Here is a 26,275-nt window from a genome sequence, read left to right on the forward strand (position 1 = left end):
TCCACACCCCTTCCCTGGAGCGCTCCTGATGGCCGTCAACCTGGTCAATGTCGAGGCAGTCAGCAAGGTGTACGGCACCCGTACCCTGCTCGACGGCATCTCCCTCGGCGTATCCGAGGGGGACCGGATCGGTGTCGTGGGCCGCAACGGCGACGGCAAGACCACCCTCATCCGCATGCTCGCGAAGCTGGAGGAACCCGACGGCGGCCGGGTCACCCAGAACAGCGGTCTGCAGATGGGCGTGCTCACCCAGCACGACTCGCTCGACCCCAAGGCCACCGTCCGGCACGAGATCATCGGGGACATGGCCGACCACGAGTGGGCCGGCAACGCCAAGATCCGCGACGTGCTGACCGGCCTCTTCGGCGGGCTCGACCTGCCCGGCTTCGGGCAGGGCCTCGACACGGTCATCGGCCCGCTCTCCGGTGGCGAGCGGCGCCGCATCGCGCTCGCCAAGCTCCTCATCGCCGACCAGGACCTGCTCGTACTCGACGAGCCCACCAACCACCTCGACGTCGAGGGCATCTCCTGGCTGGCCAAGCACCTCCAGGAACGCCGCTCCGCGCTCGTCTGCGTCACCCATGACCGGTGGTTCCTCGACCAGGTCTGCACCCGCATGTGGGACGTGCAGCGCGGTGACGTCCACGAGTACGAGGGCGGCTACAGCGACTACGTCTTCGCCCGCGCCGAGCGCGACCGCATCGCCGCCACGGAGGAGTCCAAGCGGCAGAACCTGATGCGCAAGGAGCTCGCCTGGCTGCGCCGCGGCGCCCCCGCGCGGACCTCCAAGCCGCGCTACCGCATCGAAGCCGCCAACGAGCTGATCGCCGACGTGCCGCCGCCGCGCGACAAGTCCGAGCTGATGAAGTTCGCCAACGCCCGCCTCGGCAAGACGGTGTTCGACCTGGAGGACGTGACCGTCCAGGCCGGCCCCAAGACCCTCCTCAAGCACCTCACCTGGCACCTGGGCCCCGGTGACCGCGTCGGTCTCGTCGGCGTCAACGGCGCCGGCAAGACCTCCCTGCTGCGCGCCCTCGCCGAGGCCGCCCGCACCCAGGGCGAGGTCCAGCCGGCCGCCGGGTCCGTGACCGTCGGCAAGACCGTCAAGCTGGCCTACCTCTCGCAGGAGGTCGGCGAGCTCGACCCGTCCCTGCGCGTCCTGGAGGCCGTCCAGCGCGTCCGCGACCGGGTCGACCTCGGCCAGGGCCGCGAGATGACGGCCGGGCAGCTGTGCGAGCAGTTCGGCTTCACCAAGGAGAAGCAGTGGACGCCCGTCGGCGACCTCTCCGGTGGTGAGCGGCGCCGTCTGCAGATCCTGCGCCTGCTGATGGACGAGCCCAACGTCCTCTTCCTCGACGAGCCCACCAACGACCTCGACATCGAGACCCTCACCCAGCTGGAGGACCTCCTCGACGGCTGGCCCGGGTCGATGATCGTGATCTCGCACGACCGGTTCTTCATCGAGCGCACCACCGACACGGTCATGGCCCTGCTCGGCGACGCGAGCCTGCGGATGCTGCCGCGCGGCCTCGACGAGTACCTGGAGCGCCGCCGGAAGATGATCGAGGCGGCCGCTCCGGCGCCCGCCCCGTCCGCCGCCGGAAAGTCCTCGGCCTCCGGGGACGCGCGCGCCGCGAAGAAGGAGCTGCAGAAGATCGAGCGGCAGCTCAACAAGATGACGGACCGCGAGAGCAGCCTGCACGCCCAGATCGCCGAGAACTCCACCGACTTCGACAAGGTCGCCAAGCTCGACGCCGAGCTGCGGGAACTCATCTCGGACCGCGACGACTTGGAGATGCGCTGGCTGGAGCTCGCCGAAGACGCGTAGTCTCCGGGGCCCGCGCGCCCCAACTGGCTGATAACAGCGGCATCACGGGCCGGTCCTCCCTTGGGAACAGGGGTCGGACCGGCCCGGCGTCATGCTCGTCGTCAGTGATAGAAAGGGCTTCCTCCCACACCCGAAGCCGAAGGTATGCGCTGATGACCGAGCCGCCCCAGCCGCCGAACCAGCCGCCGAACCCTTCCGGTTACGGTCACTTGCCAGGGCCCCCGCAGCCCGGTTACGGATTCCCGCCACAGGGTGAGAACCCGTACGCGCAGCAGCCCCAGCCGCAGGGCCCGTACGGCTCGCAGCCCCAGACCCAGCCGCAGGGCCCGTACGGCCAGCAGCCGCAGGGTCCCTACGGCCAGCAGCCGCCCGGGGGCTACGGCTTCCCGCCGCCCCCGAACACGGTCCCCGGCGCCCCCGGCATGCCGCCCGGTCCGCCCGGCGGGCCGAAGAAGAAGCTCGCTGTGCTGATCGCGGCCGCCGTCGCCGGCGTGCTCATCCTGGGCACCGGCGGCTACTTCGCGTTCTTCGCCGGCGCGGACAAGGGCAAGGACAAGGTCATCGGGCAGGACACCACGCCGCCCGCCGACGACAAGGCCTCGCCCTCCGCCTCCGTGGACAAGGGAGACGGCAGCGGCAACGGCAGCGAGGAGGAGGAAGACCTCAACGCCGGCCGCAAGCAGGGTGAGGGCAAGGTCCTCTGGTTCAAGAGCAGCAAGATCAACGGCCCCGGCTCGGGCGTCGACTCCAAGGGGCAGTGGATCGTCGGCGACACCGTCGTCAAGTCCGTCTGGAAGTCGGTCACCGGCTACGGGATCAAGGACGGCAAGGAGAAGTGGACCCTCACCCTCCCCGCCGTGATCTGCGGGGTCACCGGCATGACCGAGGGCGGCAAGACCGTCGTCATGTACGAGAACGGCGAGTCCGACGGCGCCGACTGCAACCAGATGCGGATGATCGACCTCAAGGCCGGCAAGGAGGGATGGTCGAAGGAGGTCCCGAAGGAAGGGCTCTTCGACATCTTCACCTCCCCCGACCTCGCCCTCACCGGCGACTCCGTCGTCGTCAACCGGATGGGCATGAGCAGCGCGTTCAAGGTCAGCACCGGGGACAAGCTCTTCGACAACAAGCGTGAACAGGGCTGCCAGCCCAGCGACTTCTCCGCCATGAACGGCAAGATGATCGCCATCGCGACCTGCCAGGACACCGACAAGACCGTCCAGGTCATGGACGCCGACCCGGCCACCGGCAAGAACACCTGGATCTACAAGCTCCCCAAGGGCTTCCAGGTCAAGAACGTCTACTCGCTGGACCCGATCGTCCTCGACCTCGGCAACAGCGAGAGCAAGGAACGCTCCATCGTGGTCCTCGGACCCGACGGCAAGCAGCGCACCACCGTCTCCGGCGAAGGCACCTTCCCCGTCGGCTGCGGCGGCACCTTCAGCTTCAGCCGCTCGATCCAGAGCTGTGGTTCCTCCTACGTGGACGCGAACACCCTCTACCTGCCCACCAAGGCCGACATCGGCAAGGCGAACGAGATCGTCGCCTTCGACCTCGCCACCGGCAAGGTGAAGTGGCGCACCCCGGCCGGCGAGGGCCGCACCCTCACCCCGCTGAAGGCGGCGGGCGGCCAGGTCGTCGTCTACCGCGAGGCGGAGAGGGACAAGGGCGGCGAGGTCCTCACGATCCCGGCCGCCGGGGGCACGCCCACCGCGGTCCTGCGCAACCCGTCCGGCGCCGCCGCCCCGGTGGAGAGCTCCTTCCTCGCCCCGAAGGTGGACTACGTGGACGGCCGGCTGTTCGTCTCCGCCTCCCACCTGAAGGCCGACAACAAGAGCGAGAAGTTCCTGATGGTCTTCGGCAAGTGAGCGACCGCCCCGAGAACGAGCAGTCCGCCAAACCGCCCACCGAGAGGCAGTAGCACCGATGAGTACCCCGCCGCCCCCCAGCCAGCCGCCGTCCGGCGGTTTCGGCGCGCCGCAGGACCCGCCGCCGGGCGGTTTCGCCGCGCCCCCGCCCGCGCACCCGGCCATGCCGGCCGGCCCCCCGCCGCCGCCCCCGGCCCAGCCGCCGACGGTTCCGGCCGGACCGCCCGCCGGGCAGGCCTCGTACGGCTACCCGCAGGAGCAGGCCTACGGCTACCCGCAGCAGCCGCAGCCCGTCACCGCGCCCATGTACGCGGCCCAGGGCCCGGCGGTCCCGGCCGGCGGCCGCGGCAACGAGGTCCGCACCCAGCTGATGATCGTCGGCGCGGCCCTCCTGGCCATCGTCCTCATCGTCGGCGGCGGCTTCTGGTACGTGTCCGGCGAGGACGAGGGCTCCGGCAACCAGCCCGTGGCCGGCGGCAGCGCGAGCCCCGGCGGCGACAAGGCGCCGGGCGGCGGCGGCACCGAGAAGGTGCCGGCCAAGACCAAGTCGAAGACCCTGGTCAACGTCCCGATGCCGGAGTCGAAGGAGATCGTCCAGATCCCCGGCTCCTGGCTCACCGACACCACCTACGCCAAGTCCGACATGGGCAAGGTCGTCGGCTACAACCTGGCCGACGGCGCAAAGAAGTGGGAGGTCCCGCTCGGCGCCAACGTCTGCGCCGCCAGCCGCTGGGTCTCGGACAACAAGACGGCGATCCTCTTCGACGAGGCCCTGCCGACGGCCGAGAAGCCGTACCAGCCGTGCAACCAGGTCGGTGTCATCGACCTGAACGCCGGCAAGCTCCTGTGGAAGGCCACCATGAAGGCCCAGGGAGGCGGCGACAAGCCCATCAAGTTCGACGGGGTGACCGTCAGCGGCCAGACCGTGGCAGCGGGCGGACTGTACGGCGGCGGCGCCTGGAACCTCGCCGACGGCAAGGTCCTGTGGACGCCCAAGGTCGACGCGGACGACTGCAGCGACCTCGGCTACGGCGGCGGCCCGGCCCTCGGCGTGATCCGCCGTTGCGGCCGGTACGGGAGCTACGTGCTGTCCGCCCAGTTGCTCGACCCGGTCACCGGCGCACCGAAGTACTCGTACAAGCTCCCCCCGGGTGTGGAGGACGGCCAGATCGTCTCCACCAAGCCGCTGATCGCCGCGGCGGACGTCAACCACACCTCCAAGAACGCCATCGGCGTCAGCGACCTGTTCGTCGTCGACGACGCGGGCCAGCTCAAGGCGCGCATCCCGCTCACCTCGGGCAACTACAACCCCGAGTGCGGCACCGAGGTCGAGGACTGCACCAACATGGTCGTCGGCAACGGCAAGCTCTACCTGCCGACGGAGGAGCACAAGGGCTCGAGCGAATCCGGCCGCACCAACGAGATCGTCTCCTTCGACCTGGAGACCGGCAAGCTGACCGCCGACCGCGCGGACGCCGGCGAGCGCTACACGATCTACCCGCTGCGCATGGACGGCTCCAACATCATCGCCTTCAAGGTTCCGCCCTACGACGGCGGCGGCCAGGTCGTCTCCATCGACGGCAAGACGATGAAGGAGACCCTGCTCATGCAGCACCCGGCGACGAAGGAGTCCCAGCGCGCCGAGACCCAGTTCCTGCCGGACTCCGGTGAATTCCGCTACGGCAACGGGAAGCTCTTCATCGCCCGCACCGCGGTCATGAGCAAGTCCTCGGTGGCAACGGATCCCTATTACACCTTCGTCTCCTTCACCACCGGCTGAGCCGCCTCGGAACGAGTACGTTCAGGCGCCACCGCGTCAGGGTGACCTGAGCGCGCGCGACTGCACCCGAAGCCCCCGGAAGGTCCGTCCTTCCGGGGGCTTCTGCGCGGTTACCGCACCGCGCCGTCGAACAAGCGTGTAGCTTGCCGGGGCAGAAGGGCGGGGGTGGGTACCTCAATGGGCGTACGGGTCATGGTGGTCGACGAGCACCGGCTGCTGGCCGAGGCGCTCGCCTCGGCCCTGAAACTGCGCGGCCACCGGGTGCTGGCGGCTGCGGCCCCGGCCGCGGGCGCCGCCGAACTGGTCATCAGCCGGGCGCCGGAGGTCTGCCTGCTGGGCACCGCCACGCCCGCCGAGCCCGGGGTCTTCGAGCCGATCGTCCGGATCAAGCGGGAGCGTCCTCAGATCGCCGTGGTCGTCCTGGGCCCGGTGCCCAGCCCGCGCGGGATCGCCGCCGCCTTCGCGGCCGGCGCCTCGGGGTACGTACGCCACGACGAGCGCATCGAGGGCGTGGAGCGGGCGCTGGCCAAGGCCCGGGCGGGGGAAGTGGCCATCGCGCCGCAGCTGTTGCAGGGGGCCTTCGCCGAACTGCTCAACCCCGCAGCCCAGCCCGACGACGAGGGCAGCCGGCTGCTGCGGCTGCTCACCCCGCGCGAGGTGGAGGTGCTGGTCCGGGTCGCCGAGGGCGAGGACACCCGGCTCATCGCCGCCGGCATGGCCATCGCGCCGAGCACCGCGCGCACGCACGTCCAGCGGGTGCTGATGAAGCTGGGCGTGGGCTCGCGGCTGGAGGCGGCCGCGCTGGCTGCCCGTACCGGTCTGCTGGACCGGGCCGGACTGCCGCCGTCGGGGGGCGCCCGGCCCTGATCCGGGTCCGGGATTTCCCCGGCGGCGCGGATTCGGGTATGCCGGTGACCAGCACGCGTACGGCGCGTGCTTTTCCCCGGCGAGAGGCAGCAGGCACGTGAGCGAGATCGCGTCTTCCAAATACCTGGTCACCGGCGGAGCCGGATACGTGGGCGGGGTGGTCGCCGCCCACCTCCTGGAGGCGGGGCACGAGGTCACCGTCCTCGACGACCTCTCCACCGGCTTCCGTTCCGGGGTGCCGGCCGGCGCCGCCTTCATCGAGGGCCGCATCCAGGACGCCGCCGAACACCTGGACCCCTCCTACGACGGGGTCCTGCACTTCGCGGCCTCCTCGCAGGTCGGCGAATCCGTGGTGAACCCGGGCAAGTACTGGGAGAACAACGTCGGCGGCACCCTGGCCCTGCTGGCCGCGATGCGCGGGGCGGGCGTGCGCCGGCTGGTGTTCTCCTCCACCGCGGCCACCTACGGGGAGCCCGGCGACGGGCCGCTCACCGAGTCCTCGGTGACCGCCCCCACCAACCCGTACGGGGCCTCGAAGCTGGCCGTCGACCACATGATCGCGGGGGAGTGCACGGCGCACGGCCTCGCGGCGGTCTCGCTGCGCTACTTCAACGTGGCCGGGGCGTACGGGCAGTTCGGCGAGCTGCACGACCCCGAGACCCACCTGATCCCGCTGGTGCTGCAAGTGGCGCTCGGCGAGCGGGAATCGATCTCCGTGTTCGGCGAGGACTACCCGACCCCGGACGGCACCTGCGTACGGGACTACATCCACGTCGCCGACCTGGCCGAGGCCCACCTGGCGGCGCTGCGGGTGGCCGCCGAGGGGGAGCACCTGGTGTGCAACCTCGGCAACGGCAGCGGGTTTTCGGTCCGCGAGGTCATCGAGACGGTCCGCAAGGTCACCGGGAAGGAGATCCCCGAGGTCGTGGCCCCGCGCCGGGCCGGCGACCCGGCCTTCCTCGTCGCCTCCGCCCGCACGGCCCACGAGCGCCTCGGCTGGACCCCGACCCGCTCGGACCTCACGGGCATCGTGACGGACGCCTGGAACTTCACCCGCGCCCGGCGCGGCTGAGCCCACGGGCACCCCTGAACCACCCCGGTCGCAGCCGCGCCCCCGCCCCCACCAGGGCAGGGGCGCGCGTGTGGTGCGGGCGCGCCCTCGCCGGGCGCTTCGCGCGGGCGCCCGGCGTGCGCACGCCGAGTGAAATACCCCCCGTGCAACTGCCCATGGCACACCACGGGACGCAACGGGACCTCCACGGAAGGGGAGTAGTCGATTTCAAGCCATCCTGCGGCCCCTCCGGAAGCGCCTCGCCGGAAAATCGCTCGGAAAACTTCTGCAATTCGGCCAACCACGAGCCGACCCCGGCCCTACGCTGATGCGTGACACCGGTGGGGGCCGGTGTTGATTCAGGGGTCGAGACAAGTCGGGTACGACGTCCGGTCCGGGGTAGTGCAGAGATGTCACGGCGGCGGCCGGGGCGCCTGCGGATCACCCGGTCCGGGCGTCGTACCCGCAGCCGTCCGTTCCCCGACCCTTGGGGGTTTTGTGGTCCGTATCCGGGTACTCGTGGTCGACGATCACCGCATCTTCGCCGAATCTCTCGCCGCCGCGCTCGCGGCCGAACCGGACGTGGACGTCTCCGCGGCCGGCAGCGGCCCCGCCGCGCTGCGCTGTCTCGAACGCGCGGTGGCCGAGGGCCGCCGCTTCGACGTCCTGCTGGTCGACTCGGACCTGGCCGCCGTCCCCGCGGGCGTCCCCGTGCAGCGGGAGTCCGGCTCCGCGCCGCCCGCCGCCGACGGGATCGCGCTGGTGGCAGGCGTCCGGGTATCCCATCCCGAGGTCCGTACGGTCGTACTCGCCGAGCGCGACGACGCCCGCCGGGCCGCCCTCGCGCTCCAGGCGGGAGCTTCGGGCTGGGTGGCCAAGGACTGCTCGCTCTCGCGGCTCCTGGCCGTCGTCCGCGGAGTCCTGCGCGAGGAGACGCACCTTCCGCCCGCGCTGCTCACCGGAGTGCTCCGCGAGCTGACCGCGGCGCGCAAGCACCGTACCGACAGCGAACGGCTGGTGGAGTCCCTGACGCCCAGGGAGCACGAGGTGCTGCGCTGCATGGTGGCGGGGCTGGGCCGCAAGGACGTGGCCGCGCGGCTGTTCCTCTCCCCGCACACCGTCCGCACCCACATGCAGAACGTGCTGGGGAAGCTGGGCGTGCACTCGACGCTCGCGGCGGTGGCCCTGGCCCGGCGGGCCGGAGTACGCCCCGCCGACCTGCCCGGACTGCCGGGGCAGGGACTAACCGGGGATGTTGTCGAACGGAGCGGTCAACTGGCGTAGCAGGCCGGCGAGATCGCCGCGCTGCGTCCGCGAGAGCTGGGCCAGGATCGCCCGTTCCTGGGCCAGCAGCCCGGCGAGCGCCTGGTCGGCGCGGTCGCGGCCCTCGGGGCTGAGGCGCACCAGGACCCCGCGCCGGTCGTTGGGGTCCGGCAGCCGTTCGACGAGGCCCTTCTTGGCGAGCCGGTCGATGCGGTTGGTCATGGTCCCGGAGGTCACCAGGGTCTGCGTCAAAAGCTGGCCGGGGGAGAGCTGGTAGGGCGCGCCCGCTCGCCGCAGCGAGGTCAGCACGTCGAACTCCCAGGGCTCCAGGCCGTGCTCGGAGAAGGCCAGTCGGCGGGCGCGGTCGAGGTGCCGCGCGAGCCTGCTGACGCGGCTGAGCACCTCGAGTGGTTCCACGTCGAGGTCAGGGCGTTCCCGCCGCCATGCCGCGACCAGTCGGTCGACCTCGTCCTCCATGCGGATCAGTGTAAAGGGTCTGTCGACGTGAAGTCTCTTTAAATCGAGTATCTCGATTCCAAGTATCTTGACATCGAGATATATTTTTCGCCACCATGGGGCATGGAGGGGGCCGGAGCAGCTTCCGATTCCGACCGTACTGCCAGCAGGGAGGCTCGAACATGCATTCCGATACCGCGCCGGCCAGGATTCCGGCGTCGACCACCGGCACCGCCACCACGACGGCGCCCCCGACATCCGCATCCCCCACGGACGACGCGCCCGTCGCGCCGACCGCCCCCACGTGGGACCCGCAGCAGTACCTCCGGCACGCGGGCCACCGGGCCAGGCCCTTCCTCGATCTCCTGGCCCGCATACCGGAGCTCCCCTCCAAGGCCGCCCGCATCGCGGACCTCGGCTGCGGACCCGGCAACGTGACCGCGCTCCTCGCGGACCGCTGGCCCGAAGCCCACATCACCGGCTACGACCTCTCCCCGGAGATGCTCCACCGTGCCGACGCCGAATACGCCGGCCCCACCGGTGGCGGGGGCAAGCTCGACTTCCGCCACGGCAACCTCGCCGACTGGCTCCCGGAGGAGCCCCACGACCTGATCGTCTCCAACGCCGCCTTCCAGTGGGTCCCCGGCCACGCCGGCTCCTTCGCCCCCTGGATCAACGGACTGCGCCCCGGCGGTACCTTCGCCTTCCAGATCCCCGGCAACTTCACCGCCCCCAGCCACCGGATCCTCGCCGAGCTGTGCGACGCCCCGCGCTGGCGGGCCCGGCTCGCCGGACACGGAGCGCGCTACATCCACATCCTGGAACCCTCCGGATACCTCGAGCGGTTCACCGAACTCGGCTGCACCGCCGACGTGTGGGAGACCACGTACCACCAGCTGCTCCAGGGCCCCGACCCGGTACTGGACTGGGTCAAGGGCACCGCACTGCGGCCCGTGCTCACCGCGCTGGCCGACGACGAGGAAGCCGCCGCGGCCTTCCTGGCCGAGTACCGCGCCCTGCTCCGCGAGGCCTACCCCATGGGCCCCCGCGGCACCGTCTTCCCGTTCCGCCGGATCTTCGCCGTAGCCCGCAGGGAGGCCTGAGCATGCTCGCCGGAGTCGACCACGTCCAGCTCGCCGCCCCGCCCGGCTCGGAGGACCGGCTGCGCGCGTACTACACCGAGGTGCTCGGCATGACCGAGATCCCCAAGCCGCCGGTGCTGGCGGCGCGCGGCGGCTGCTGGTTCGCCGCCGGGCCTGTCCAGCTCCACCTGGGCATCGAGGAGGACTTCCACCCCGCCCGCAAGGCCCACCCGGGACTCAGGGTCGACGGCATCGTGACCTACGCCGAAAGACTTCAGGCGCGAGGCGCCACGGTCGTCTGGGACGACAACCTGCCGGGACACCGCCGCTTCTACTCCGAGGACCCGGTGGGCAACCGGCTGGAGTTTCTGGAACCGCACGGCCTGGAACCGCACGCCCCGGAACGCGCCGGCCACTGAACCGCCTCGGCGCACACGAAGGCGCCCCGCCACCGGAGATCCGGTGACGGGGCGCCTTCGCGTGGGGGTGGACCGGCCGGAGCAGGTCCACCCCGGACCGCCTAGAACAGGTCGATGTAGGCGTTCCAGCCGCCACCCGCGGGGGTGTTGCCCTGGAAGGTGTTCAGGCCCTTGAGGCCCGTCGCCTTGTACAGGTACGCGGTGCCGCCGGCGTCGACGCCGACGAGGTCGGTGCGGCCGTCACCGGTGATGTCGCCGACCGCGGCCAGCTTCTTCAGGCCGTTCCAGCCGCTGGCACCGATCTTGATGCGGTCGCCGAAGACGGAGGTGCCGTTGCCCGGGTAGGCCCACAGCGAGCCGTCGGTACCGCGGGCGAGCAGGTCGGCGCGGCCGTCACCGGTCACGTCGCCGGCACCGAAGAGCTTGTTGTAGATGCCCCAGCCGGCGCCGAGGCGGACGCGGGAACCGAACTGGTTGCCGTTGCCGCGGCTCGGGTAGAGCCACAGCACGTTGGACTTGTCACGGGCCAGCAGGTCGCCGTAGCCGTCGGCGGTGACGTCGCCGACACCGACGAGGGCGTTGTAGATGCCCCAGCCGCCGCCCACGAAGTCGCCGTTGTTGTAGAGGTCGCCGCCGACCCACATCAGCCAGTTGGTCTGGTTGAGAGCGCTGAAGGAGGAAGCCACGGACAGGCCGACCTGGTTCACCGGCGCCTCGCCGGGCGCGAAGACCTCGTCACGGTTGCCGAAGCCACCGTTCATCTTGCCGTAGTAGTAGTACACGGCGCCGTTGGAGGTGCGGGCGACCAGCTCGGAACGGCCGTGCGCGGGCACGCCGCCCTGGCCGGCGTACAGGTTGGTGTACTCCCAGTTGACGCCCATCGCCACACGGCTGTCGAAGCCGCCGGAGGCGTTGGGGCGGTAGCTCCACATCTTGCCGCCCGAGTCGCGGCCCACGACCCAGCTGGTGCCCGCCTCGCTGGAGGTCATCACCTGGAGCTGGTTGTACATGTTCCAGCCGGTGCCGCGCGCGACGCGGTTGCCGAACCCGGCGCCGTTGCCCGGGTACATGTAGAGCGCGCCGCCCGGCGTGGCCGCCAGGAGGTCGGTCTTGCCGTCGTTGTTGAAGTCGCCGCCGCCGAGGATCTGGGAGTAGATGTCCCAGCCGCCGCCGAGGGCGACCCGGCTGCCGTACGGGGTGCCCGAACCGGCCGTGCCGTTGCCCGGGTACAGGTACAGGGCACCGGCGTGCGTGCGGGCCAGCAGGTCCGGGTTGCCGTCGCCGGTCACATCACCGACACCGGTGACCTTGTTGTAGATGCCCCAGCCGTTGCCGGACGAGCCGGTGCGGTCGGCGCTGTACTTGTCCGCCTTCAGCAGCGACAGCTTGCCGCTGACGGAGAGCGTCAGGAGCTCCGGGCGACCGTCGTGGTCGAGGTCGCCGGCCGGGATGACGTCCTTGAAGTCCTCGCCGGAACCGCCGTCCGCGAGGATGTACTGCGGATCCTGCGGGTCGTTGAAGGTCTTCAGGTACCACGTGCCGTCGATCGTCCGGTACAGGATGTCCTGCCAGCCGTCGTGGTCGACGTCGAACAGCGGGGTCACCGCGGCGGCCGCGCTGCGGGTGCCGGCCTTGGCCTTGGCCGCAGGGGCCTTCGGGTGGACGCCCGTGGCGCGGGATTCGACCTTGGGCCGCTCGGCCTTCGCCGTCGGAACCGGCTTCTCGGTGGCCGAGACCGGACCGGAAAGGAGCATGCCCGCCGCGACGGCGAGGGCGGTGCAGGCCGCGATGCGGCCGGAGCGCGAGGAGCGCATGAAAGACAAGAGGTCTCCCTGGTAGTCAGGCGAAACCGGGTTGAACGATCTCGTTCACGGCGCGCGGCAGAGCTGCGCTGCACGTGAAACGGCATTCCCCCCCGGGAGTTACCGAAGACTACCTGTGTGACGGGCGTTGTCTAGACATTAAACGGGCAATTTTGATCACGTTCAGAACGCAGTGGTGCCCGGGGCTCCGGGCCCCGGGCACCAGGTGCGACGCCCCGCTCACGCACCGCGAACGGACGGCCGAGCACTCACTTCTTCCGGTGGCCCACCAGGCGCGGCTTCGCCTCCAGGTTCTCCAGTCCGTGCCAGGACAGGTTCACCAGATGGGCGGCCACCTCGGCCTTCTTCGGCTGGCGCGTCTCCAGCCACCACTGCCCGGTCAGGGCGACCATCCCGACCAGCGCCTGCGCGTACAGCGGGGCCAGCTTCGGGTCGAAGCCGCGGGCCTTGAACTCAAGGCCGAGGATGTCCTCGACCTGTGTGGCGATATCGCTGATCAGCGAGGCGAAGGTGCCCGTCGACTGGGCCACGGGGGAGTCCCGGACCAGGATCCGGAAACCGTCCGTGTAGCTCTCGATGTAGTCCAGCAGTGCGAACGCCGCCTGTTCCAGCAGCTCCCTCGGGTGCCCGGCCGTCAGCGCGCCCGTCACCCCGTCCAGCAGCTGGCGCATCTCGCGGTCCACGACGACCGCGTACAGGCCCTCCTTGCCGCCGAAGTGCTCGTAGACCACCGGCTTGGAGACTCCGGCCTTCGCCGCGATCTCCTCCACCGACGTGCCTTCGAACCCCTTCTCGGCGAACAGGGTGCGGCCGATGTCCAGCAGTTGCTGACGCCGTTCGGCGCCCGTCATCCGGACCCGGCGGGGGCGCCTGGGCTTCTCGCTGCTGGAACTGCTGCCGTCGTTTCCCACGCCCCCCATCATGCCGCGTTCGACACTTCTTCCTTGCGCCGGGCGTCGATGCGGGCCTCGGACGGCCAGCGGACGTCGGACGCCCAGCCCAGCTGTTCGAACCAGCGGATCAGGCGCGCACTGGAGTCGACCTGGCCGCGCAGCACGCCGTGCCGGGCGGAGGTCGGGTCGGCGTGGTGCAGGTTGTGCCAGGACTCGCCGCAGGACAGCACCGCCAGCCACCACACGTTGCCGGAGCGGTCGCGCGACTTGAAGGGGCGCTTGCCCACCGCGTGGCAGATCGAGTTGATCGACCACGTCACGTGGTGCAGCAGCGCGACGCGGACCAGGGAGCCCCAGAAGAACGCCGTGAAGGCGCCCCACCACGACATCGTCACCAGACCGCCCACCAGCGGCGGCAGCGCCAGCGAGAACATCGTCCAGAAGATGAAGTCGCGCGAGATGCGGCGGATCGCCGGGTCCTTGATCAGGTCCGGGGCGTACTTCTGCTGGTCGGTCTGCTCCTCGTCGAAGAGCCAGCCGATGTGCGCCCACCACAGGCCCTTCATCAGGGCCGGCACCGTCTCGCCGAAGCGCCACGGCGAATGCGGGTCGCCCTCGTGGTCGGAGTACTTGTGGTGCTTGCGGTGGTCGGCCACCCAGCGCACCAGGGGTCCCTCGACCGCCATCGAGCCCATGATCGCCAGGGCGATGCGCAGCGGCCGCTTCGCCTTGAAGGAACCGTGCGTGAAGTAGCGGTGGAAGCCGATGGTGATGCCGTGGCAGGCCAGGAAGTACATGAAGACCATCAGGCCCACGTCCAGCCAGCTCACCCCCCAGCCCCAGGCGAGCGGAAGCGCCACCAGCAGGGCGAGGAAGGGGACGGTGATGAACAGCAGCAGCGCGATCTGTTCCACGGACCGCTTGTTCTCACCGCCGAGGGTCGCGGACGGAACGGACGCGCCGGAAGGCGCCGAGGCGTCCTCGATCACGTCGGGACTGATGGTCATAGGTGTGTCCCCTGAGGGTGAGGGAGTCGGCAGGCGCGCCGCCCGGCCACACATCCCTACGGGTGCGTAACCTACGGCAACGTAAGTATGGCAAAGGTCCCCCGCGGGGCAAGAGGAGCGCGCCCGCAGCAGGGCCCATCGGCCCGAGCCGCAGGGCCGTCGTCCCGCCTGGTGACACACGGACCTGGTCACCGGTACGGGCCACCTATCCTGGTGTCGTCGGACAGCGTGGTCCGCACGGGCAGCCCGAGCTGCGCATCAGGAGCGGTGGCACCGCCGGACCCAGGTCCGGGCGGGCACCACCGCGCACACTCGGAGCCCACCTCCCAGTAGCGCTCGAAACACTGCAAGGAGCCGCACCTGTGAGCAGTGCCGACCAGGCCCACTCGACCACCGCCCCCGCGACGTCCCCCGCCGGCGCGGCCAACGCAGAGCTGCGCGCGGACATCCGCCGCCTCGGCGACCTCCTCGGCGAGACCCTCGTACGCCAGGAGGGCCAGGACCTCCTCGACCTGGTCGAACGCGTCCGGGCCCTCACCCGCACCGACGGCATCGCGGCAGCCGAGCTGCTCGGCGACACCGACCTGGAGACCGCCGCCAAGCTGGTGCGAGCCTTCTCCACCTACTTCCACCTCGCCAACGTCACCGAGCAGGTGCACCGCGGCAAGGAGCTGCGCGCCCACCGCGCCGCCGAGGGGGGCCTGCTGGCCCGCACCGCCGACATGCTCAAGGACGCGGACCCGGAGCACCTGCGCCAGACGGTCAAGAACCTCAACGTCCGCCCCGTCTTCACCGCGCACCCCACCGAGGCGGCCCGCCGCAGCGTCCTGAACAAGCTGCGCCGCATCGCGGCCCTCCTGGAGGAGCCCGTCGCGGGCGCCGGCGAGCGCCGCCGCCACGACCTGCGCCTCGCGGAGAACATCGACCTCGTCTGGCAGACCGACGAACTGCGCGTGGTCCGTCCGGAGCCCGCCGACGAGGCGCGCAACGCCATCTACTACCTCGACGAGCTGCACGCCGGCGCCGTCGGCGACGTCCTGGAGGACCTCGCCGCCGAGCTCCAGCGCGTCGGCGTGGAGATTCCGGCCGGCACCCGCCCGCTCACCTTCGGCACCTGGATCGGCGGCGACCGCGACGGCAACCCCAACGTCACCCCCGAGGTGACCCGGGACGTCCTGATCCTCCAGCACGAGCACGGCATCACCGACGCCCTGGAACTCATCGACTTCCTGCGCGGACTGCTGTCGAACTCCATCCGCTACACCGGTGCCACCGAGGAGCTCCTCACCTCCCTGCAGGCCGACCTGGAGCGCCTCCCCGAGATCAGCCCGCGCTACAAGCGGCTGAACGCCGAGGAGCCGTACCGCCTCAAGGCCACCTGCATCCGCCAGAAGCTCCTCAACACCCGCGAGCGCCTCGCCAAGGGCATCCCGCACGAGGAAGGCCGCGACTACCTCGGCACCGCCGAGCTGCTCACCGACCTCACCCTCATCCAGACCTCCCTGCGCGAGCACCGCGGCGCGCTCTTCGCCGACGGCCGCATGGACCGCACCATCCGCACGCTGGCCGCCTTCGGCCTGCAGCTCGCCACGATGGACGTGCGCGAGCACGCGGACGCCCATCACCACGCGCTGGGCCAGCTCTTCGACCGGCTCGGCGAGGAGTCCTGGCGCTACGCGGACATGCCCCGCGACTACCGCGGCCGCCTCCTGGCCAAGGAGCTGCGCTCGCGCCGTCCGCTGGCGCCCACCCCGGCCCCGCTCGACGCGGCCGGCCAGAAGACGCTCGGCGTGTTCGGCGCCATCAAGGACGCCTTCGAGAAGTTCGGCCCCGAGGTCATCGAGTCCTACATCATCTCGATGTGCCAGGGCGCCGACGACGTCTTCGCCGCCGCCGTCCTCGCCCGCGAGGCCGGCCTGATCGACCTGCACGGCGGCTGGGCCAAGATCGGCATCGTCCCGCTCCTGGAGACCACCGACGAGCTCAAGGCCGCCGACGTCATCCTCGACGAGATGCTGGCGGACCCCTCCTACCGGCGCCTCGTCTCGCTGCGCGGCGACGTCCAGGAGGTCATGCTCGGCTACTCCGACTCCTCCAAGTTCGGCGGCATCACCACCTCCCAGTGGGAGATCCACCGCGCCCAGCGCCGGCTGCGCGACGTGGCCCACCGCTACGGGGTGCGCCTGCGCCTCTTCCACGGCCGCGGCGGCACCGTCGGCCGCGGTGGCGGCCCCTCGCACGACGCGATCCTCGCGCAGCCCTGGGGCACCCTGGAGGGCGAGATCAAGGTCACCGAGCAGGGCGAGGTCATCTCCGACAAGTACCTCGTCCCCTCGCTGGCCCGCGAGAACCTGGAGCTGACCGTCGCGGCCACCCTCCAGGCCTCCGCGCTGCACACCGCCCCGCGCCAGTCCGACGAGGACCTGGCCCGCTGGGACGCGGCCATGGACACCGTCTCGGACGCCGCGCACGACGCGTACCGCGCGCTCGTCGAGGACCCGGACCTGCCGGCGTACTTCTTCAAGGCCACCCCCGTGGACCAGCTCGCCGACCTGCACCTGGGCTCGCGCCCCTCGCGCCGCCCCGACTCCGGCGCGGGCCTCGACGGCCTGCGCGCCATCCCGTGGGTGTTCGGCTGGACCCAGTCCCGCCAGATCGTCCCCGGCTGGTACGGGGTCGGCTCGGGCCTCAAGGCCCTGCGCGAGGCGGGCCAGGGCGACGCCCTGACCGAGATGGGCGAGCGCTGGCACTTCTTCCGCAACTTCCTGTCCAACGTCGAGATGACGCTGGCCAAGACGGACCTGCGGATCGCCCGCCACTACGTCGACACCCTGGTGCCCGACGAGCTCAAGCACGTCTTCGCCCGCATCGAGGCCGAGCACGAGCTGACCGTCCGCGAGGTCCTGCGGATCACCGGGGGTGAGAAGCTCCTCGACTCCAACCCGGTCCTCCAGCAGACCTTCTCGGTCCGCGACGCCTACCTGGACCCGATCTCCTACCTCCAGGTCTCGCTGCTGGCCCGCCAGCGCGCGGCCGCCGAGCGCGGCGAGGAGGCGGACCCGATCCTGTCCCGGGCCCTGCTCCTCACCGTCAACGGTGTCGCGGCCGGTCTGCGCAACACCGGCTGAGGTTTCGTACGGCGTACGACGGAGCCCCCGTCACCGGATCGATCCGGTGACGGGGGCTCCGTCGTCGGTCCCTCTAACTGTTGTACGTGGACTGCGCGCGCTCCAGGCCCTCCTGGATCAGGCACTCCACGGCGTCCGCCGAACGGTCGACGAACCAGTCCAGCTCCTTGCGCTCCGTCGAGGAGAAGTCCTTCAGCACGAAGTCGGCGACCTGCATCCGGCCGGGCGGGCGGCCGATGCCGCAGCGCACCCGGTGGTAGTCCGGGCCCATCGACTTGGTCATCGACTTCAGGCCGTTGTGGCCGTTGTCCCCGCCGCCCAGCTTCAGCCGCAGCGTCGGGTAGTCGATGTCCAGCTCGTCGTGGACCGCGACGATCCGGTCCAGCGGCACCTTGTAGAAGTCCCGCAGCGCCGTCACCGGGCCGCCGGACAGGTTCATGAACGACATGGGCTTGGCCAGCACCACGCGCCGGTTCAGCGGTCCCGGCGGGCCCATCCGGCCCTCGACCACCTGGGCGCGGGCCTTGTGCGCCTTGAACTTGCCGCGCATCCGCTCCGCCAGCAGGTCGGCCACCATGAAACCGATGTTGTGGCGGTTGCCCGCGTATTCCGCACCCGGGTTCCCGAGGCCCACGATCAGCCAGGGCGCCGCGTCGTCCGACATCAAAAGCTCCTTATACGAAGACGACCGCCGTCCCGCTCCAGTGGAGCCGGACGGCGGTCGTTCAGCAAGTGCTGAGGGTGAGCGGTGAGGCTCAGGCCTCGGTGCCCTCGGCGGCCGGCTCCTCGGTGCCCGCGCCGATGACCTGCAGGACGGCGATGTCGCCGTCGACGGCCAGGGTGGTGCCGGCCGGGAGGACCAGGTCCGAGGCGGTGATGGTGGCACCGGCCTCGAGGCCCGCGATGGAGACGGTGACCTCGGTCGGGATGTGCGTGGCCTCGGCCTCGACGGAGATGGTGTTCTGGAGGGTCTCCAGCATGTTGCCGCCCGGGGCCAGCTCGCCCTCGGTGACGATCGCGACGTCGACGGTGACCTTCTCGCCCTTCTTGACGATCAGGAAGTCGACGTGGGAGATCGAACGCTTCAGCGGGTGCTTCTGAACGGCCTTCGGGATGACCAGCTCGGTGCCGGCGCCCTCGATGTCCAGGGAGAGCAGGACGTTCGGGGTGCGCAGCGCCAGCTGGAGCGCGTGGGCGTCCACGTTGACGTGCTTCGGGTCGGTGCCGTGGCCGTAGATGACCGCGGGGGTCAGGGCGTCACGACGGGCCTGACGGGCGGAACCCTTGCCGAAGTTCTCGCGGACCTTCGCGGAAAGCTTGATCTCGGACATGCTCACTCCTCGTGGGGTGACGGAAATGGACGACAGTCACCCGGCCGGAACACGGCCTGCTACGAAGAGCGCGTCGATAACGGAGCATCCATACCCGTTTGAAACGGGTACGGCCTCCCTCGCCGAGCAACTCAAGGAGTATACCCGGCGGGGAGGCCGTACCCAAAAATGATCTAAACCCTAAGGGGTCAGCACAGTGCGGACGTGCTTACTGCTGCTCTTCGAACAGGCTGGTGACCGAGCCGTCCTCGAAGACCTCGCGCACGGCGCGGGCGATCATCGGGGCGATGGAGAGCACCGTGATCTTGTCGAGCTCGAGGTCGGACGGGTCCGGCAGGGTGTTCGTGAACACGAACTCGCTGACCTTGGAGTTCTTCAGGCGGTCGGCGGCCGGGCCCGAGAGGATGCCGTGCGTGGCCGTCACGATGACGTCCTCCGCGCCGTGCGCGAAGAGCGCGTCGGCGGCGGCGCAGATGGTGCCACCCGTGTCGATCATGTCGTCGACCAGGACGCAGACGCGGCCCTTGACCTCACCGACGACCTCGTGGACGGTCACCTGGTTGGCGACGTCCTTGTCGCGGCGCTTGTGCACGATCGCCAGGGGGGCGTCCAGGCGGTCGCACCAGCGGTCGGCGACGCGTACGCGGCCGGCGTCCGGGGAGACGATCGTCAGCTTGGAGCGGTCGACCTTGGCGCCGACGTAGTCCGCGAGGACCGACAGGGCCGAAAGGTGGTCGACCGGGCCGTCGAAGAAGCCCTGGATCTGGTCGGTGTGCAGATCGACCGTGAGGATGCGGTCCGCACCCGCGGTCTTCAGCAGGTCCGCGACCAGGCGGGCCGAGATCGGCTCGCGGCCCTTGTGCTTCTTGTCCTGGCGGGCGTATCCGTAGGACGGGACGATCACGGTGATGGAGCGTGCCGACGCGCGCTTGAGCGCGTCGATCATGATCAGCTGCTCCATGATCCACTTGTTGATCGGAGCCGTGTGGCTCTGGATCAGGAAGCAGTCCGCGCCACGCGCCGACTCCTGGAAGCGGACGTAGATCTCGCCGTTCGCGAAGTCGAAAGCCTTGGTCGGCACGAGGCCGACACCGAGCTGGTGCGCGACCTCCTCGGCCAGCTCGGGGTGGGCGCGGCCGGAGAAGAGCATCAGCTTCTTCTCGCCGGTCGTCTTGATCCCGGTCACAGCACTGTCTCCTCAGACGTGGGAAAGCTGCTCGCCCCCATGTGCGTCCGTCCCGCACACGGTGAGCCAGCCGAATTGCGTTCACCTATCACGGTACGCCGTCTCGGGCGTAGCCGTTTCCGGTCAGTTCACCTCAGCGTTCGTCGGAGTCCTCGTGGACCGCCGACTGAGCCGCCGTTGCGGCGGCACTTCCCGGACGCTTGCGGGCCACCCAGCCCTCGATATTCCGCTGCTGGCCACGGGCCACGGCCAGGGCGCCGGGCGGCACGTCCTTCGTGATCACGGAGCCGGCGGCGGTGTAGGCGCCGTCCCCGATGGTGACGGGTGCCACAAACATGTTGTCCGAGCCCGTCTTGCAGTGTGAGCCGACGGTGGTGTGGTGCTTGTGCTCACCGTCGTAGTTCACGAACACGCTGGCGGCGCCGATGTTCGTGTACTCGCCGATCGTCGCGTCGCCGACGTAGGACAGGTGCGGGACCTTGGTGCCCTCGCCGATCGTGGCGTTCTTCATCTCCACGTACGTGCCGGCCTTGGCCTTCGCGCCCAGGTTCGTGCCCGGACGCAGGTACGCGAAGGGGCCCACGCTCGCGGAGGCACCGACGACGGCGGTGTCCGCCACCGTGTTGTCCACCCGGGCGCCGGCGCCGACATGCGTGTCCTTCAGGCGGGTGTTGGGGCCGACCTCGGCCTGCTCGGCGACGTGCGTGGTGCCGAGCAGCTGGGTGCCGGGGTGCACGATCGCGTCCTGGCCGAAAGTCACCGTCACGTCGACGAGCGTGCTCGCCGGGTCGACGATCGTCACGCCGGCGAGCATGGCGCGCTCCAGCAGGCGGGCGTTGAGCAGGGCGCGGGCCTCGGCGAGCTGGACCCGGTTGTTGATCCCGAGGATCTGCCGGTGGTCCGCGCCCACGGCCGCGCCGACGCGGTGGCCGGCCTCGCGCAGGATGCCGAGCACGTCGGTGAGGTACTCCTCGCCCTGGCTGTTGTCGGTGCGGACCTTGCCGAGCGCGTCCACGAGCAGGGCGCCGTCGAAGGCGAAGACCCCGGAGTTGATCTCGGCGATGGCGCGCTGGGCGTCGGTGGCGTCCTTGTGCTCGACGATGGCGGTGACCGCCCCGTCGGCGCCGCGGATGATCCGGCCGTACCCGGTGGAGTCGGGGACCTCGGCGGTCAGCACGGTGACGGCGTTGCCGTCGGCCTCGTGCGTGGCCGTCAGGGCGGCCAGGGTCTCGCCGGTCAGCAGCGGGGTGTCGCCGCAGACGACGACCACGGTGCCGGCGGGACGGTCGGCGCCGAGCTCTTCGAGGGCCATCCGGACGGCGTGCCCGGTGCCGTTCTGCTCGTACTGGACTGCCGTGCGGACGTCGGCGTCGACCGAGGCGAGGTGCGCGGTGACCTGCTCGCGGGCGTGCCCGACGACGACGACGAGGTGGGTGGGGTCCAGCTCGCGGGAGGCGGCGACGACGTGACCGACGAGCGAACGCCCGCTGATCTCGTGCAGAACCTTGGGTGTGGCCGACTTCATGCGGGTGCCTTCACCCGCTGCGAGTACGACGACGGCTGCCGGGCGGTTGGCGCTCACGGGTGTGCCCTTCGGCTTCGGGTGGTGGACCCGTGAAGGATACCGGTGGGTTTAAGGCCCTAAACGAGGGTGGGTCCCGACCGAGGCGGTCAGGACCCGAAGTACAGCAAATGTTGCGCTGTGAGCTCCCGGAGAAGGATTCGAACCCTCATTCAATGGACCAAAACCATTTGTCCTGCCCTTAGACGATCCGGGATGGTTCGCCATTTATGTCCGATTCGACTGATCGAACTGCGATGCAGCCCCTACTATGCCGCACCACCAGCCTTCGACGCGACGGTACAGACCGGCGCTTTGAAGCACCCGTACCGCGAGGCACCCGTGGTAGCTCTCGCCGGTGTTCTTTCGGACGGTCTTCGGGTTGTGCCGCTTGAGTGTCGTTTTGAGGAACTGTGCCTGCGGCACCCCGGCGAGATCCGCCCAGAAGGCCTCCGCGCCGACGACATCGGCTGATTCGTGGATCGTCACGGCGAACCGCAGGTCCTCGTCCTTCACTCCGAGGAGACGCAGCCAGGCGAGGTAGGTGGTCACCATGCCGGCGTCGCTGTTCACGAAGACCGCACGCTCGCGTCGGGCGTACGTCTTGTCCTTGCTGCCCTCGGACCAATAGAGGCTGACGCCCACGAGGAAGAGGTCGCGCTCCGAAAAGCTGCCGATCTCCGCAGCCGCATCCCGCTTGACCTGGCGGCGCTCCTCGTCACGGATCTCAAGTGTCCGTTCCCAGCCTCGCCGCGCTATGGCGGAGGACTCCTCCCTCGTGCGTTGCCGCTCCGGCTTCGGGAGGTCGCGGACCCAGAGGGAGATGGAGCTTTTCGAGCAGCCCAGCTCGATCTGGATCTGGTCGTACGTGAGGCCCTTGAGGCGGAGCTCGCGGGCGCGGTCGCGGAGGTCGTCCTTCGCGTTCGGGCGCTTCGTCCATTCCGGTGGGGGCTCGCCCTGGAGGAGGCGGTTGAGGATCTCGCCGTTGAAGACCTGGAGGCGGTCGCGGATCTGGCGGCGGCTGAGGCCCTCGCGGCGCAGGGCGAGGGCTTGTTCGCGGAGGGTTTCGAAGTCGGCGTATTTGCTCATACATAGAGCGTCGTCCGGAATGTGGGACTCCGGTCTCAGTCCGTGGGTGATTCAGTCGGACGTGCGATTACCGGTGGTTCGTTGGAATTGGCGCCGCCGGTGTGCTGTCGCCGCTGCGTAGGCTGGACCGTATGACCAGTACGGGGGAAGAGCAGGGAGAGGCGGGGGCCGGGCGGGACGGGCCCCTGTGGTGGGAGAGTCGCAGGTCGGCCCTGCTGGACGCGGGGCTCGGGGCGGTGTCCGCCGTCGAGGGCGGGGTGGAGGGCGTCCGGTTCGCCCGCGAGGCCGGGATCCCGGTCTTCGCCGGGGTGCTGTTCGGGGTACTGGTCGGGTCCGTGCTCGTGCTGCGGCAGCGCTGGCCGATCCTCGTGGTGCTGGTCGGCATCGCGGTGTCGCCGGCGGCCATGGGGTTCCTGCTCGTGGTGGTCGGGCTGTACACGCTGGCCGCCTCCGAGGTGCCCCGGCGGATCACCGCGACCCTGGCGTCGATGTCGCTGGCCGCGTTCTTCGTGGTGATGTTCATGCGGACCCGGGCTGACCCCGAGGTCAGCCTCACCCTCGTCATCACCCTGTCCGTGTTCGTGGCGGTGGCGCTGACCGTGCCGCCAGTGCTGTTCGGGCTGTACACGGCGGCCCGCAGACGGCTGATGGAGAGCCTGCAGGAGCGCGCGGACTCGCTGGAGCGGGAGCTGTCGCTGCTCGCGGACCGGGCGGAGGAACGCGCCGAGTGGGCCCGTACGGAGGAGCGGACCCGGATCGCGCGGGAGATGCACGACGTCGTGGCGCACCGGGTGTCGCTCATGGTGGTGCACGCGGCGGCCCTCCAGGCGATCGCCGCCAAGGACCCGGTGAAGGCGGCGAAGAACGCGGCGCTGGTCGGGGACATGGGACGGCAGGCACTGACGGAGCTGCGCGAGATGCTCGGCGTCCTGCGGGCCCAGGCGCCGAAGCCGGCGGCCGTGGCCGCGCCGGTGGCGCTGGTGGGGAGCTTCGACGACGGGCCGACGCTGGCCGCGCTGGAGGCGCTGGTCGGGCAGTCGCGGGCGGCCGGGATGTCCGTCGAGCTCGATGTGCGCGGCGAGTGCTCCGCGTACCTGGCGGAGGTGGAACAGACCGCCTACCGGGTGGTGCAGGAGGCCCTGACCAACTGCCACAAGCACGCCGCGGGCGCCCGGGTCGTCGTACGGCTGGCGCACCGGGAGGGCGAGGTGGCCATGCAGGTGGAGAACGGCCCCTGCGACGGCAAGGCGGCCGAACCGGGACTGCCGAGCGGCGGGAACGGCCTGGTCGGCATGCGCGAGCGGGTCCTCGCCCTGGGCGGGGTGTTCGTGTCCGGCCCGACGGACGAGGGCGGCTTCAAGGTCTCGGCGGTCCTGCCGAGCGGGCGGGGGTAGCGGGGATGGCCTGGGATCCGGTGGCGGAGCTGACGGACGAGGAGCGGAAGAGCTTCCGGCGGGGCGGGGAGGACTCCGCGCGGTTGTGGCTGAACGTGCCGGGGCCGTTCTGGACGGGCGAGACGGACAACTGCTGGACGGGCCGGATGGAGGCCCCGGCCAACGTGCTGTACACGGCGGAGAGCGCCTACTGCACCGAGTACGTGTTCCGGCAGCCGAGGGATCCGGCGGAGGTCCGGGCGGTGGCCGAGGCCGCCTGGGCCGAACCCATCGGGGAGTACCACTGCGACGGGGACCTGCGGTGGACGCCGGCCGAGGTGCGCGCGTGGTGGGCGGACCGGGGGCGGGTCGCCCTGCACCTGGCCGAGTCGCTGGCGGACTTCGGGAAGGGCGGCTCGGTCGCCGACGCCGATGCGGCCGCCGGCGTACGGGACTTCCAGGCGTATCTGGACGGTGGCCTCGCCGTCGATCTGCGGGCGTATCTTTTCCGGCTGGAGGAAGGCCGCTACCCGGAGGCCGGGGAGCGGCTCCCGCGGTTGTGACGCGGGGCGACAGGGGGGAAGCGGGGATGACGGTGGGCTGGGATCCGGTGGCGGAGCTGACGGACGAGGACCGGAAGCTGTTCCAGGGGCGATGGGAGAAGCGGCTCTGGCTGAACGTGCCGGGGCCCTTCTACACGGGCGAGACCGACACGTGCTGGACCGGGCGGCTGAACGCGCCCCGCAACGTGATGTACGCGGCGAGTACCGAGGGCACCCTCGAATACGTCTTCCGGCAGCCGCGCAGCCCGATCGAGGTGCGCGAGGTGGTCGACGCGGCGGACGAGGAGCCCTTCCAGGAGTACGCGTACGACGGGGACCGCTGGTGGACCCCGGAGACGGTGCGCCGGTGGTGGGCCGGGCGGAGCCGGGTCGAGGAGCACCTGGTGCTCACGCTGGCCGAGTACGGGGACAGCGTCCACCCCGCCGACCTGGACGCCGCCGAGGGGGCGCGGGAGTTCCGGGCATACCTGGAGGGCGGGCTCGCCGCCGATCTGCGGGCGTACCTCTTCCGGCTGGAGGAGGGCCGCTACCCGGGAGAAGGGGAGCGGCTTCCGGAGCTGGGCGGCTGAAGGGTGCCGCGACGCAGGCCGTCCCCGACGGCCTACCCCGTCGTCAGGCGCGTCGGCTGGAGGCCGGTCAGCAGGAGGGTGAGGGCCTCGTCGAGGCTCCCGCCGAGGTACCAGTCGCCGGTGTGGTCCACGCAGTAGACGCGGCCCTCGCGGTCGAGGGCGAGGTGGGCGCCGCCCCCGGCCGGGTCCGTGTCGGCCTCGACGCCGAGCGGGCAGAGCTGCGTGGAGAGGGCGCGGCCCAGGTCCGCGAAGGTCCGGGCGAGGTGCAGGCCCGTGAGGGGGTCCAGGCGTATCGCGGTGGGCGCGATCTGGCGGCCGGGGCCCGGGGCCGAGACGGTGAGGTTCCCGAACTCCGCCCAGGCCTCGACGGCGGCCGGGAAGACGGTGTGCCGGTGCCCGGCCGGGGTGGTGTGGTCGCGCAGGGCGTCGGCCCAGTACTCGGCCTGCTTGATGTCCCAGCGGCCCGGCTCCCAGCCGGCGGTGCGCAGGGCGGAGTCCACGGCGACGGGGAAGCGGGTCGCCGAGGAGCGGGCGTACGAAGCGGAGGTCGTGGTCATGGCGGCTACTCGGGGTGAGTGAGGTCGACGGGGCGTACGCCGAAGTGGGCGAGGAGGGCCTCGCAGGAGCGGCAGGGAGGTGCGTAGCTGCCGTGGAGCGGGTCGCCGTCCTCGCGGATGCGGCGGGCGGTGATCTTGGAGTGCTTCAGCGAGCGGCGCGCCTCGCTGGGCGTCAGGGGCTTGCGCGAGGCGCGCTTGCTGCGGGCGCCCTCGACGGTGGCGAGGTGCCGGGAGAGCAGGATCGCCTCCGGACATCGGCCGGTGAAACGTTCGCGCTGGCCACTCGTGAGGGTGTCGAGGAAATCCTGTACGAGGGCGTGCAGCACGGGGGGCAGGTCGGCCTTGCCGGCGGTCCCGGTGAGGGTCTCGCCGCGCACGGACAGGGCGGCGGCCACGGTGGGCAGGATCCCGTCGCGGCGGAAGCGGAGCGTGGGCACGTCGGGACGGCCGTCCCCGCCGCCCCAGCGCAGCCGGGGATCGCCGGGGCCCTGCTCGGCCGCGGCGCGGGCCTGCCCGGGGACGGCCGCCGGGTCACCGGTTCCCGCGGGACCGGCGGGGTCCGCCGGTCCGTGGGCGCCCGC

Annotated in this window: 23 protein-coding genes and 1 tRNA gene; 12 read left to right on the forward strand and 12 right to left on the reverse strand. The window is 70.9% G+C overall.

Features of this window, described 5'->3' with window-relative positions; all coding sequences use genetic code 11:
- Positions 1 to 28 precede the first annotated feature (28 nt).
- The 6 genes from OG276_RS22375 to OG276_RS22400 all read left to right on the forward strand — a co-directional run bounded on the left by OG276_RS22375 (position 29) and on the right by OG276_RS22400 (position 8,678).
- The gene (locus tag OG276_RS22375) at positions 29 to 1,828 is read left to right on the forward strand and encodes an ABC-F family ATP-binding cassette domain-containing protein (protein WP_266908080.1); all 1,800 of its coding nucleotides are present in this window, start codon (positions 29 to 31) and stop codon (positions 1,826 to 1,828) included.
- 152 nt (positions 1,829 to 1,980) lie between these two features.
- On the forward strand, positions 1,981 to 3,696 hold the full coding sequence (locus OG276_RS22380; RefSeq protein ID WP_266908082.1) for a PQQ-binding-like beta-propeller repeat protein: 1,716 nt from the start codon (positions 1,981 to 1,983) through the stop codon (positions 3,694 to 3,696).
- 58 nt (positions 3,697 to 3,754) lie between these two features.
- Positions 3,755 to 5,476 (forward strand): PQQ-binding-like beta-propeller repeat protein, encoded by a 1,722-nt coding sequence (locus tag OG276_RS22385; protein ID WP_266908084.1) that lies wholly within the window; start codon positions 3,755 to 3,757, stop codon positions 5,474 to 5,476.
- Positions 5,477 to 5,653: 177 nt separating this feature from the next.
- Positions 5,654 to 6,343: a LuxR C-terminal-related transcriptional regulator gene (locus tag OG276_RS22390; protein ID WP_266913012.1), complete on the forward strand. Its 690-nt coding sequence runs from the start codon at positions 5,654 to 5,656 to the stop codon at positions 6,341 to 6,343.
- Between the two features lie 97 nt (positions 6,344 to 6,440).
- A complete protein-coding gene (galE, locus tag OG276_RS22395; protein WP_266908086.1) occupies positions 6,441 to 7,415 on the forward strand; it encodes a UDP-glucose 4-epimerase GalE in 975 nt (324 codons plus the stop codon).
- A gap of 477 nt (positions 7,416 to 7,892) precedes the next feature.
- A complete protein-coding gene (locus OG276_RS22400; protein WP_266908088.1) occupies positions 7,893 to 8,678 on the forward strand; it encodes a response regulator transcription factor in 786 nt (261 codons plus the stop codon).
- On the opposite strand, the gene OG276_RS22405 is transcribed toward OG276_RS22400, so the two are convergent.
- Positions 8,637 to 9,134, reverse strand: coding sequence for a MarR family winged helix-turn-helix transcriptional regulator (locus OG276_RS22405; RefSeq protein ID WP_243335294.1), 498 nt, complete (start codon positions 9,132 to 9,134; stop codon positions 8,637 to 8,639). The two genes, OG276_RS22400 and OG276_RS22405, sit on opposite strands and share 42 nt — an antisense overlap.
- Before the next feature lie 161 nt (positions 9,135 to 9,295).
- Between OG276_RS22405 and OG276_RS22410 the strand changes: the two genes are divergently transcribed.
- Positions 9,296 to 10,216 carry a trans-aconitate 2-methyltransferase gene (locus OG276_RS22410; RefSeq protein WP_266908090.1) on the forward strand — a complete coding sequence of 307 codons (921 nt, stop codon included), beginning with the start codon at positions 9,296 to 9,298 and terminating at the stop codon, positions 10,214 to 10,216.
- A gap of 2 nt (positions 10,217 to 10,218) precedes the next feature.
- Positions 10,219 to 10,614, forward strand: a complete 396-nt coding sequence (locus tag OG276_RS22415; protein WP_266908092.1) for a VOC family protein — start codon at positions 10,219 to 10,221, stop codon at positions 10,612 to 10,614.
- A gap of 101 nt (positions 10,615 to 10,715) precedes the next feature.
- Here OG276_RS22415 and OG276_RS22420 read toward each other — a convergent pair whose 3' ends face one another.
- The 3 genes from OG276_RS22420 to OG276_RS22430 form a co-directional block, all read right to left on the reverse strand.
- Positions 10,716 to 12,428 (reverse strand): VCBS repeat-containing protein, encoded by a 1,713-nt coding sequence (locus OG276_RS22420; RefSeq protein ID WP_266913014.1) that lies wholly within the window; start codon positions 12,426 to 12,428, stop codon positions 10,716 to 10,718.
- A gap of 257 nt (positions 12,429 to 12,685) precedes the next feature.
- The gene (locus tag OG276_RS22425) at positions 12,686 to 13,357 is read right to left on the reverse strand and encodes a TetR/AcrR family transcriptional regulator (protein WP_266913016.1); all 672 of its coding nucleotides are present in this window, start codon (positions 13,355 to 13,357) and stop codon (positions 12,686 to 12,688) included.
- The gene (locus tag OG276_RS22430) at positions 13,357 to 14,337 is read right to left on the reverse strand and encodes an acyl-CoA desaturase (RefSeq protein WP_266908094.1); all 981 of its coding nucleotides are present in this window, start codon (positions 14,335 to 14,337) and stop codon (positions 13,357 to 13,359) included. The genes OG276_RS22425 and OG276_RS22430 overlap by 1 nt, the downstream gene beginning before the upstream one ends.
- Positions 14,338 to 14,771: 434 nt before the next feature.
- Here OG276_RS22430 and ppc point away from each other — a divergent pair, with 434 nt between their 5' ends.
- Complete coding sequence (gene ppc / locus OG276_RS22435) at positions 14,772 to 17,465, forward strand: phosphoenolpyruvate carboxylase (protein ID WP_266913018.1); 2,694 nt, start codon at positions 14,772 to 14,774, stop codon at positions 17,463 to 17,465.
- A 73-nt stretch (positions 17,466 to 17,538) separates the two neighbouring features.
- On the opposite strand, the gene pth is transcribed toward ppc, so the two are convergent.
- The 6 genes from pth to OG276_RS22465 all read right to left on the reverse strand — a co-directional run bounded on the left by pth (position 17,539) and on the right by OG276_RS22465 (position 22,632).
- Positions 17,539 to 18,129, reverse strand: coding sequence for an aminoacyl-tRNA hydrolase (gene pth / locus OG276_RS22440; RefSeq protein WP_266908096.1), 591 nt, complete (start codon positions 18,127 to 18,129; stop codon positions 17,539 to 17,541).
- 91 nt (positions 18,130 to 18,220) lie between these two features.
- The gene (locus OG276_RS22445; RefSeq protein WP_266908098.1) at positions 18,221 to 18,796 is read right to left on the reverse strand and encodes a 50S ribosomal protein L25/general stress protein Ctc; all 576 of its coding nucleotides are present in this window, start codon (positions 18,794 to 18,796) and stop codon (positions 18,221 to 18,223) included.
- Between the two features lie 208 nt (positions 18,797 to 19,004).
- Complete coding sequence (locus OG276_RS22450; protein ID WP_112451977.1) at positions 19,005 to 19,982, reverse strand: ribose-phosphate diphosphokinase; 978 nt, start codon at positions 19,980 to 19,982, stop codon at positions 19,005 to 19,007.
- 133 nt (positions 19,983 to 20,115) lie between these two features.
- Complete coding sequence (glmU, locus tag OG276_RS22455) at positions 20,116 to 21,564, reverse strand: bifunctional UDP-N-acetylglucosamine diphosphorylase/glucosamine-1-phosphate N-acetyltransferase GlmU (RefSeq protein ID WP_266908101.1); 1,449 nt, start codon at positions 21,562 to 21,564, stop codon at positions 20,116 to 20,118.
- Positions 21,565 to 21,689: 125 nt separating this feature from the next.
- A tRNA-Gln gene (locus OG276_RS22460) sits at positions 21,690 to 21,760 on the reverse strand.
- 11 nt (positions 21,761 to 21,771) lie between these two features.
- Complete coding sequence (locus tag OG276_RS22465; RefSeq protein WP_266908103.1) at positions 21,772 to 22,632, reverse strand: hypothetical protein; 861 nt, start codon at positions 22,630 to 22,632, stop codon at positions 21,772 to 21,774.
- Between the two features lie 131 nt (positions 22,633 to 22,763).
- Here OG276_RS22465 and OG276_RS22470 point away from each other — a divergent pair, with 131 nt between their 5' ends.
- The 3 genes from OG276_RS22470 to OG276_RS22480 are packed head-to-tail and all read left to right on the forward strand — an operon-like array spanning position 22,764 to position 25,137.
- Positions 22,764 to 24,026 (forward strand): sensor histidine kinase, encoded by a 1,263-nt coding sequence (locus OG276_RS22470; RefSeq protein ID WP_266908105.1) that lies wholly within the window; start codon positions 22,764 to 22,766, stop codon positions 24,024 to 24,026.
- 5 nt (positions 24,027 to 24,031) lie between these two features.
- Positions 24,032 to 24,568: a hypothetical protein gene (locus OG276_RS22475; RefSeq protein WP_266908107.1), complete on the forward strand. Its 537-nt coding sequence runs from the start codon at positions 24,032 to 24,034 to the stop codon at positions 24,566 to 24,568.
- Positions 24,569 to 24,594: 26 nt separating this feature from the next.
- The gene (locus tag OG276_RS22480; RefSeq protein ID WP_266908109.1) at positions 24,595 to 25,137 is read left to right on the forward strand and encodes a hypothetical protein; all 543 of its coding nucleotides are present in this window, start codon (positions 24,595 to 24,597) and stop codon (positions 25,135 to 25,137) included.
- 32 nt (positions 25,138 to 25,169) lie between these two features.
- On the opposite strand, the gene OG276_RS22485 is transcribed toward OG276_RS22480, so the two are convergent.
- A complete protein-coding gene (locus tag OG276_RS22485; protein ID WP_266908111.1) occupies positions 25,170 to 25,694 on the reverse strand; it encodes an SUKH-3 domain-containing protein in 525 nt (174 codons plus the stop codon).
- 5 nt (positions 25,695 to 25,699) lie between these two features.
- Positions 25,700 to 26,164, reverse strand: coding sequence for a YwqJ-related putative deaminase (locus OG276_RS22490; RefSeq protein ID WP_266913020.1), 465 nt, complete (start codon positions 26,162 to 26,164; stop codon positions 25,700 to 25,702).
- Between the last annotated feature and the right edge of the window lie 111 nt (positions 26,165 to 26,275).

This window comes from Streptomyces sp. NBC_00086 (assembly GCF_026343255.1).
GTDB lineage: Bacteria > Actinomycetota > Actinomycetes > Streptomycetales > Streptomycetaceae > Streptomyces.

Excerpts from the sequence above, each read along its gene's own strand:
- OG276_RS22375 (WP_266908080.1), top strand. The coding sequence starts at position 29 with ATGGCCGTCAACCTGGTCAATGTCGAGGCAGTCAGCAAGGTGTACGGC.
- OG276_RS22380 (WP_266908082.1), top strand. The coding sequence starts at position 1,981 with ATGACCGAGCCGCCCCAGCCGCCGAACCAGCCGCCGAACCCTTCCGGT.
- OG276_RS22385 (WP_266908084.1), top strand. The coding sequence starts at position 3,755 with ATGAGTACCCCGCCGCCCCCCAGCCAGCCGCCGTCCGGCGGTTTCGGC.
- OG276_RS22390 (WP_266913012.1), top strand. The coding sequence starts at position 5,654 with ATGGGCGTACGGGTCATGGTGGTCGACGAGCACCGGCTGCTGGCCGAG.
- OG276_RS22405 (WP_243335294.1), bottom strand. The coding sequence starts at position 9,134 with ATGGAGGACGAGGTCGACCGACTGGTCGCGGCATGGCGGCGGGAACGC.
- OG276_RS22410 (WP_266908090.1), top strand. The coding sequence starts at position 9,296 with ATGCATTCCGATACCGCGCCGGCCAGGATTCCGGCGTCGACCACCGGC.
- OG276_RS22415 (WP_266908092.1), top strand. The coding sequence starts at position 10,219 with ATGCTCGCCGGAGTCGACCACGTCCAGCTCGCCGCCCCGCCCGGCTCG.
- OG276_RS22420 (WP_266913014.1), bottom strand. The coding sequence starts at position 12,428 with ATGCGCTCCTCGCGCTCCGGCCGCATCGCGGCCTGCACCGCCCTCGCC.
- OG276_RS22425 (WP_266913016.1), bottom strand. The coding sequence starts at position 13,357 with ATGGGGGGCGTGGGAAACGACGGCAGCAGTTCCAGCAGCGAGAAGCCC.
- OG276_RS22430 (WP_266908094.1), bottom strand. The coding sequence starts at position 14,337 with ATGACCATCAGTCCCGACGTGATCGAGGACGCCTCGGCGCCTTCCGGC.
- pth (WP_266908096.1), bottom strand. The coding sequence starts at position 18,129 with ATGTCGGACGACGCGGCGCCCTGGCTGATCGTGGGCCTCGGGAACCCG.
- OG276_RS22445 (WP_266908098.1), bottom strand. The coding sequence starts at position 18,796 with ATGTCCGAGATCAAGCTTTCCGCGAAGGTCCGCGAGAACTTCGGCAAG.
- OG276_RS22465 (WP_266908103.1), bottom strand. The coding sequence starts at position 22,632 with ATGAGCAAATACGCCGACTTCGAAACCCTCCGCGAACAAGCCCTCGCC.
- OG276_RS22470 (WP_266908105.1), top strand. The coding sequence starts at position 22,764 with ATGACCAGTACGGGGGAAGAGCAGGGAGAGGCGGGGGCCGGGCGGGAC.
- OG276_RS22475 (WP_266908107.1), top strand. The coding sequence starts at position 24,032 with ATGGCCTGGGATCCGGTGGCGGAGCTGACGGACGAGGAGCGGAAGAGC.
- OG276_RS22480 (WP_266908109.1), top strand. The coding sequence starts at position 24,595 with ATGACGGTGGGCTGGGATCCGGTGGCGGAGCTGACGGACGAGGACCGG.
- OG276_RS22485 (WP_266908111.1), bottom strand. The coding sequence starts at position 25,694 with ATGACCACGACCTCCGCTTCGTACGCCCGCTCCTCGGCGACCCGCTTC.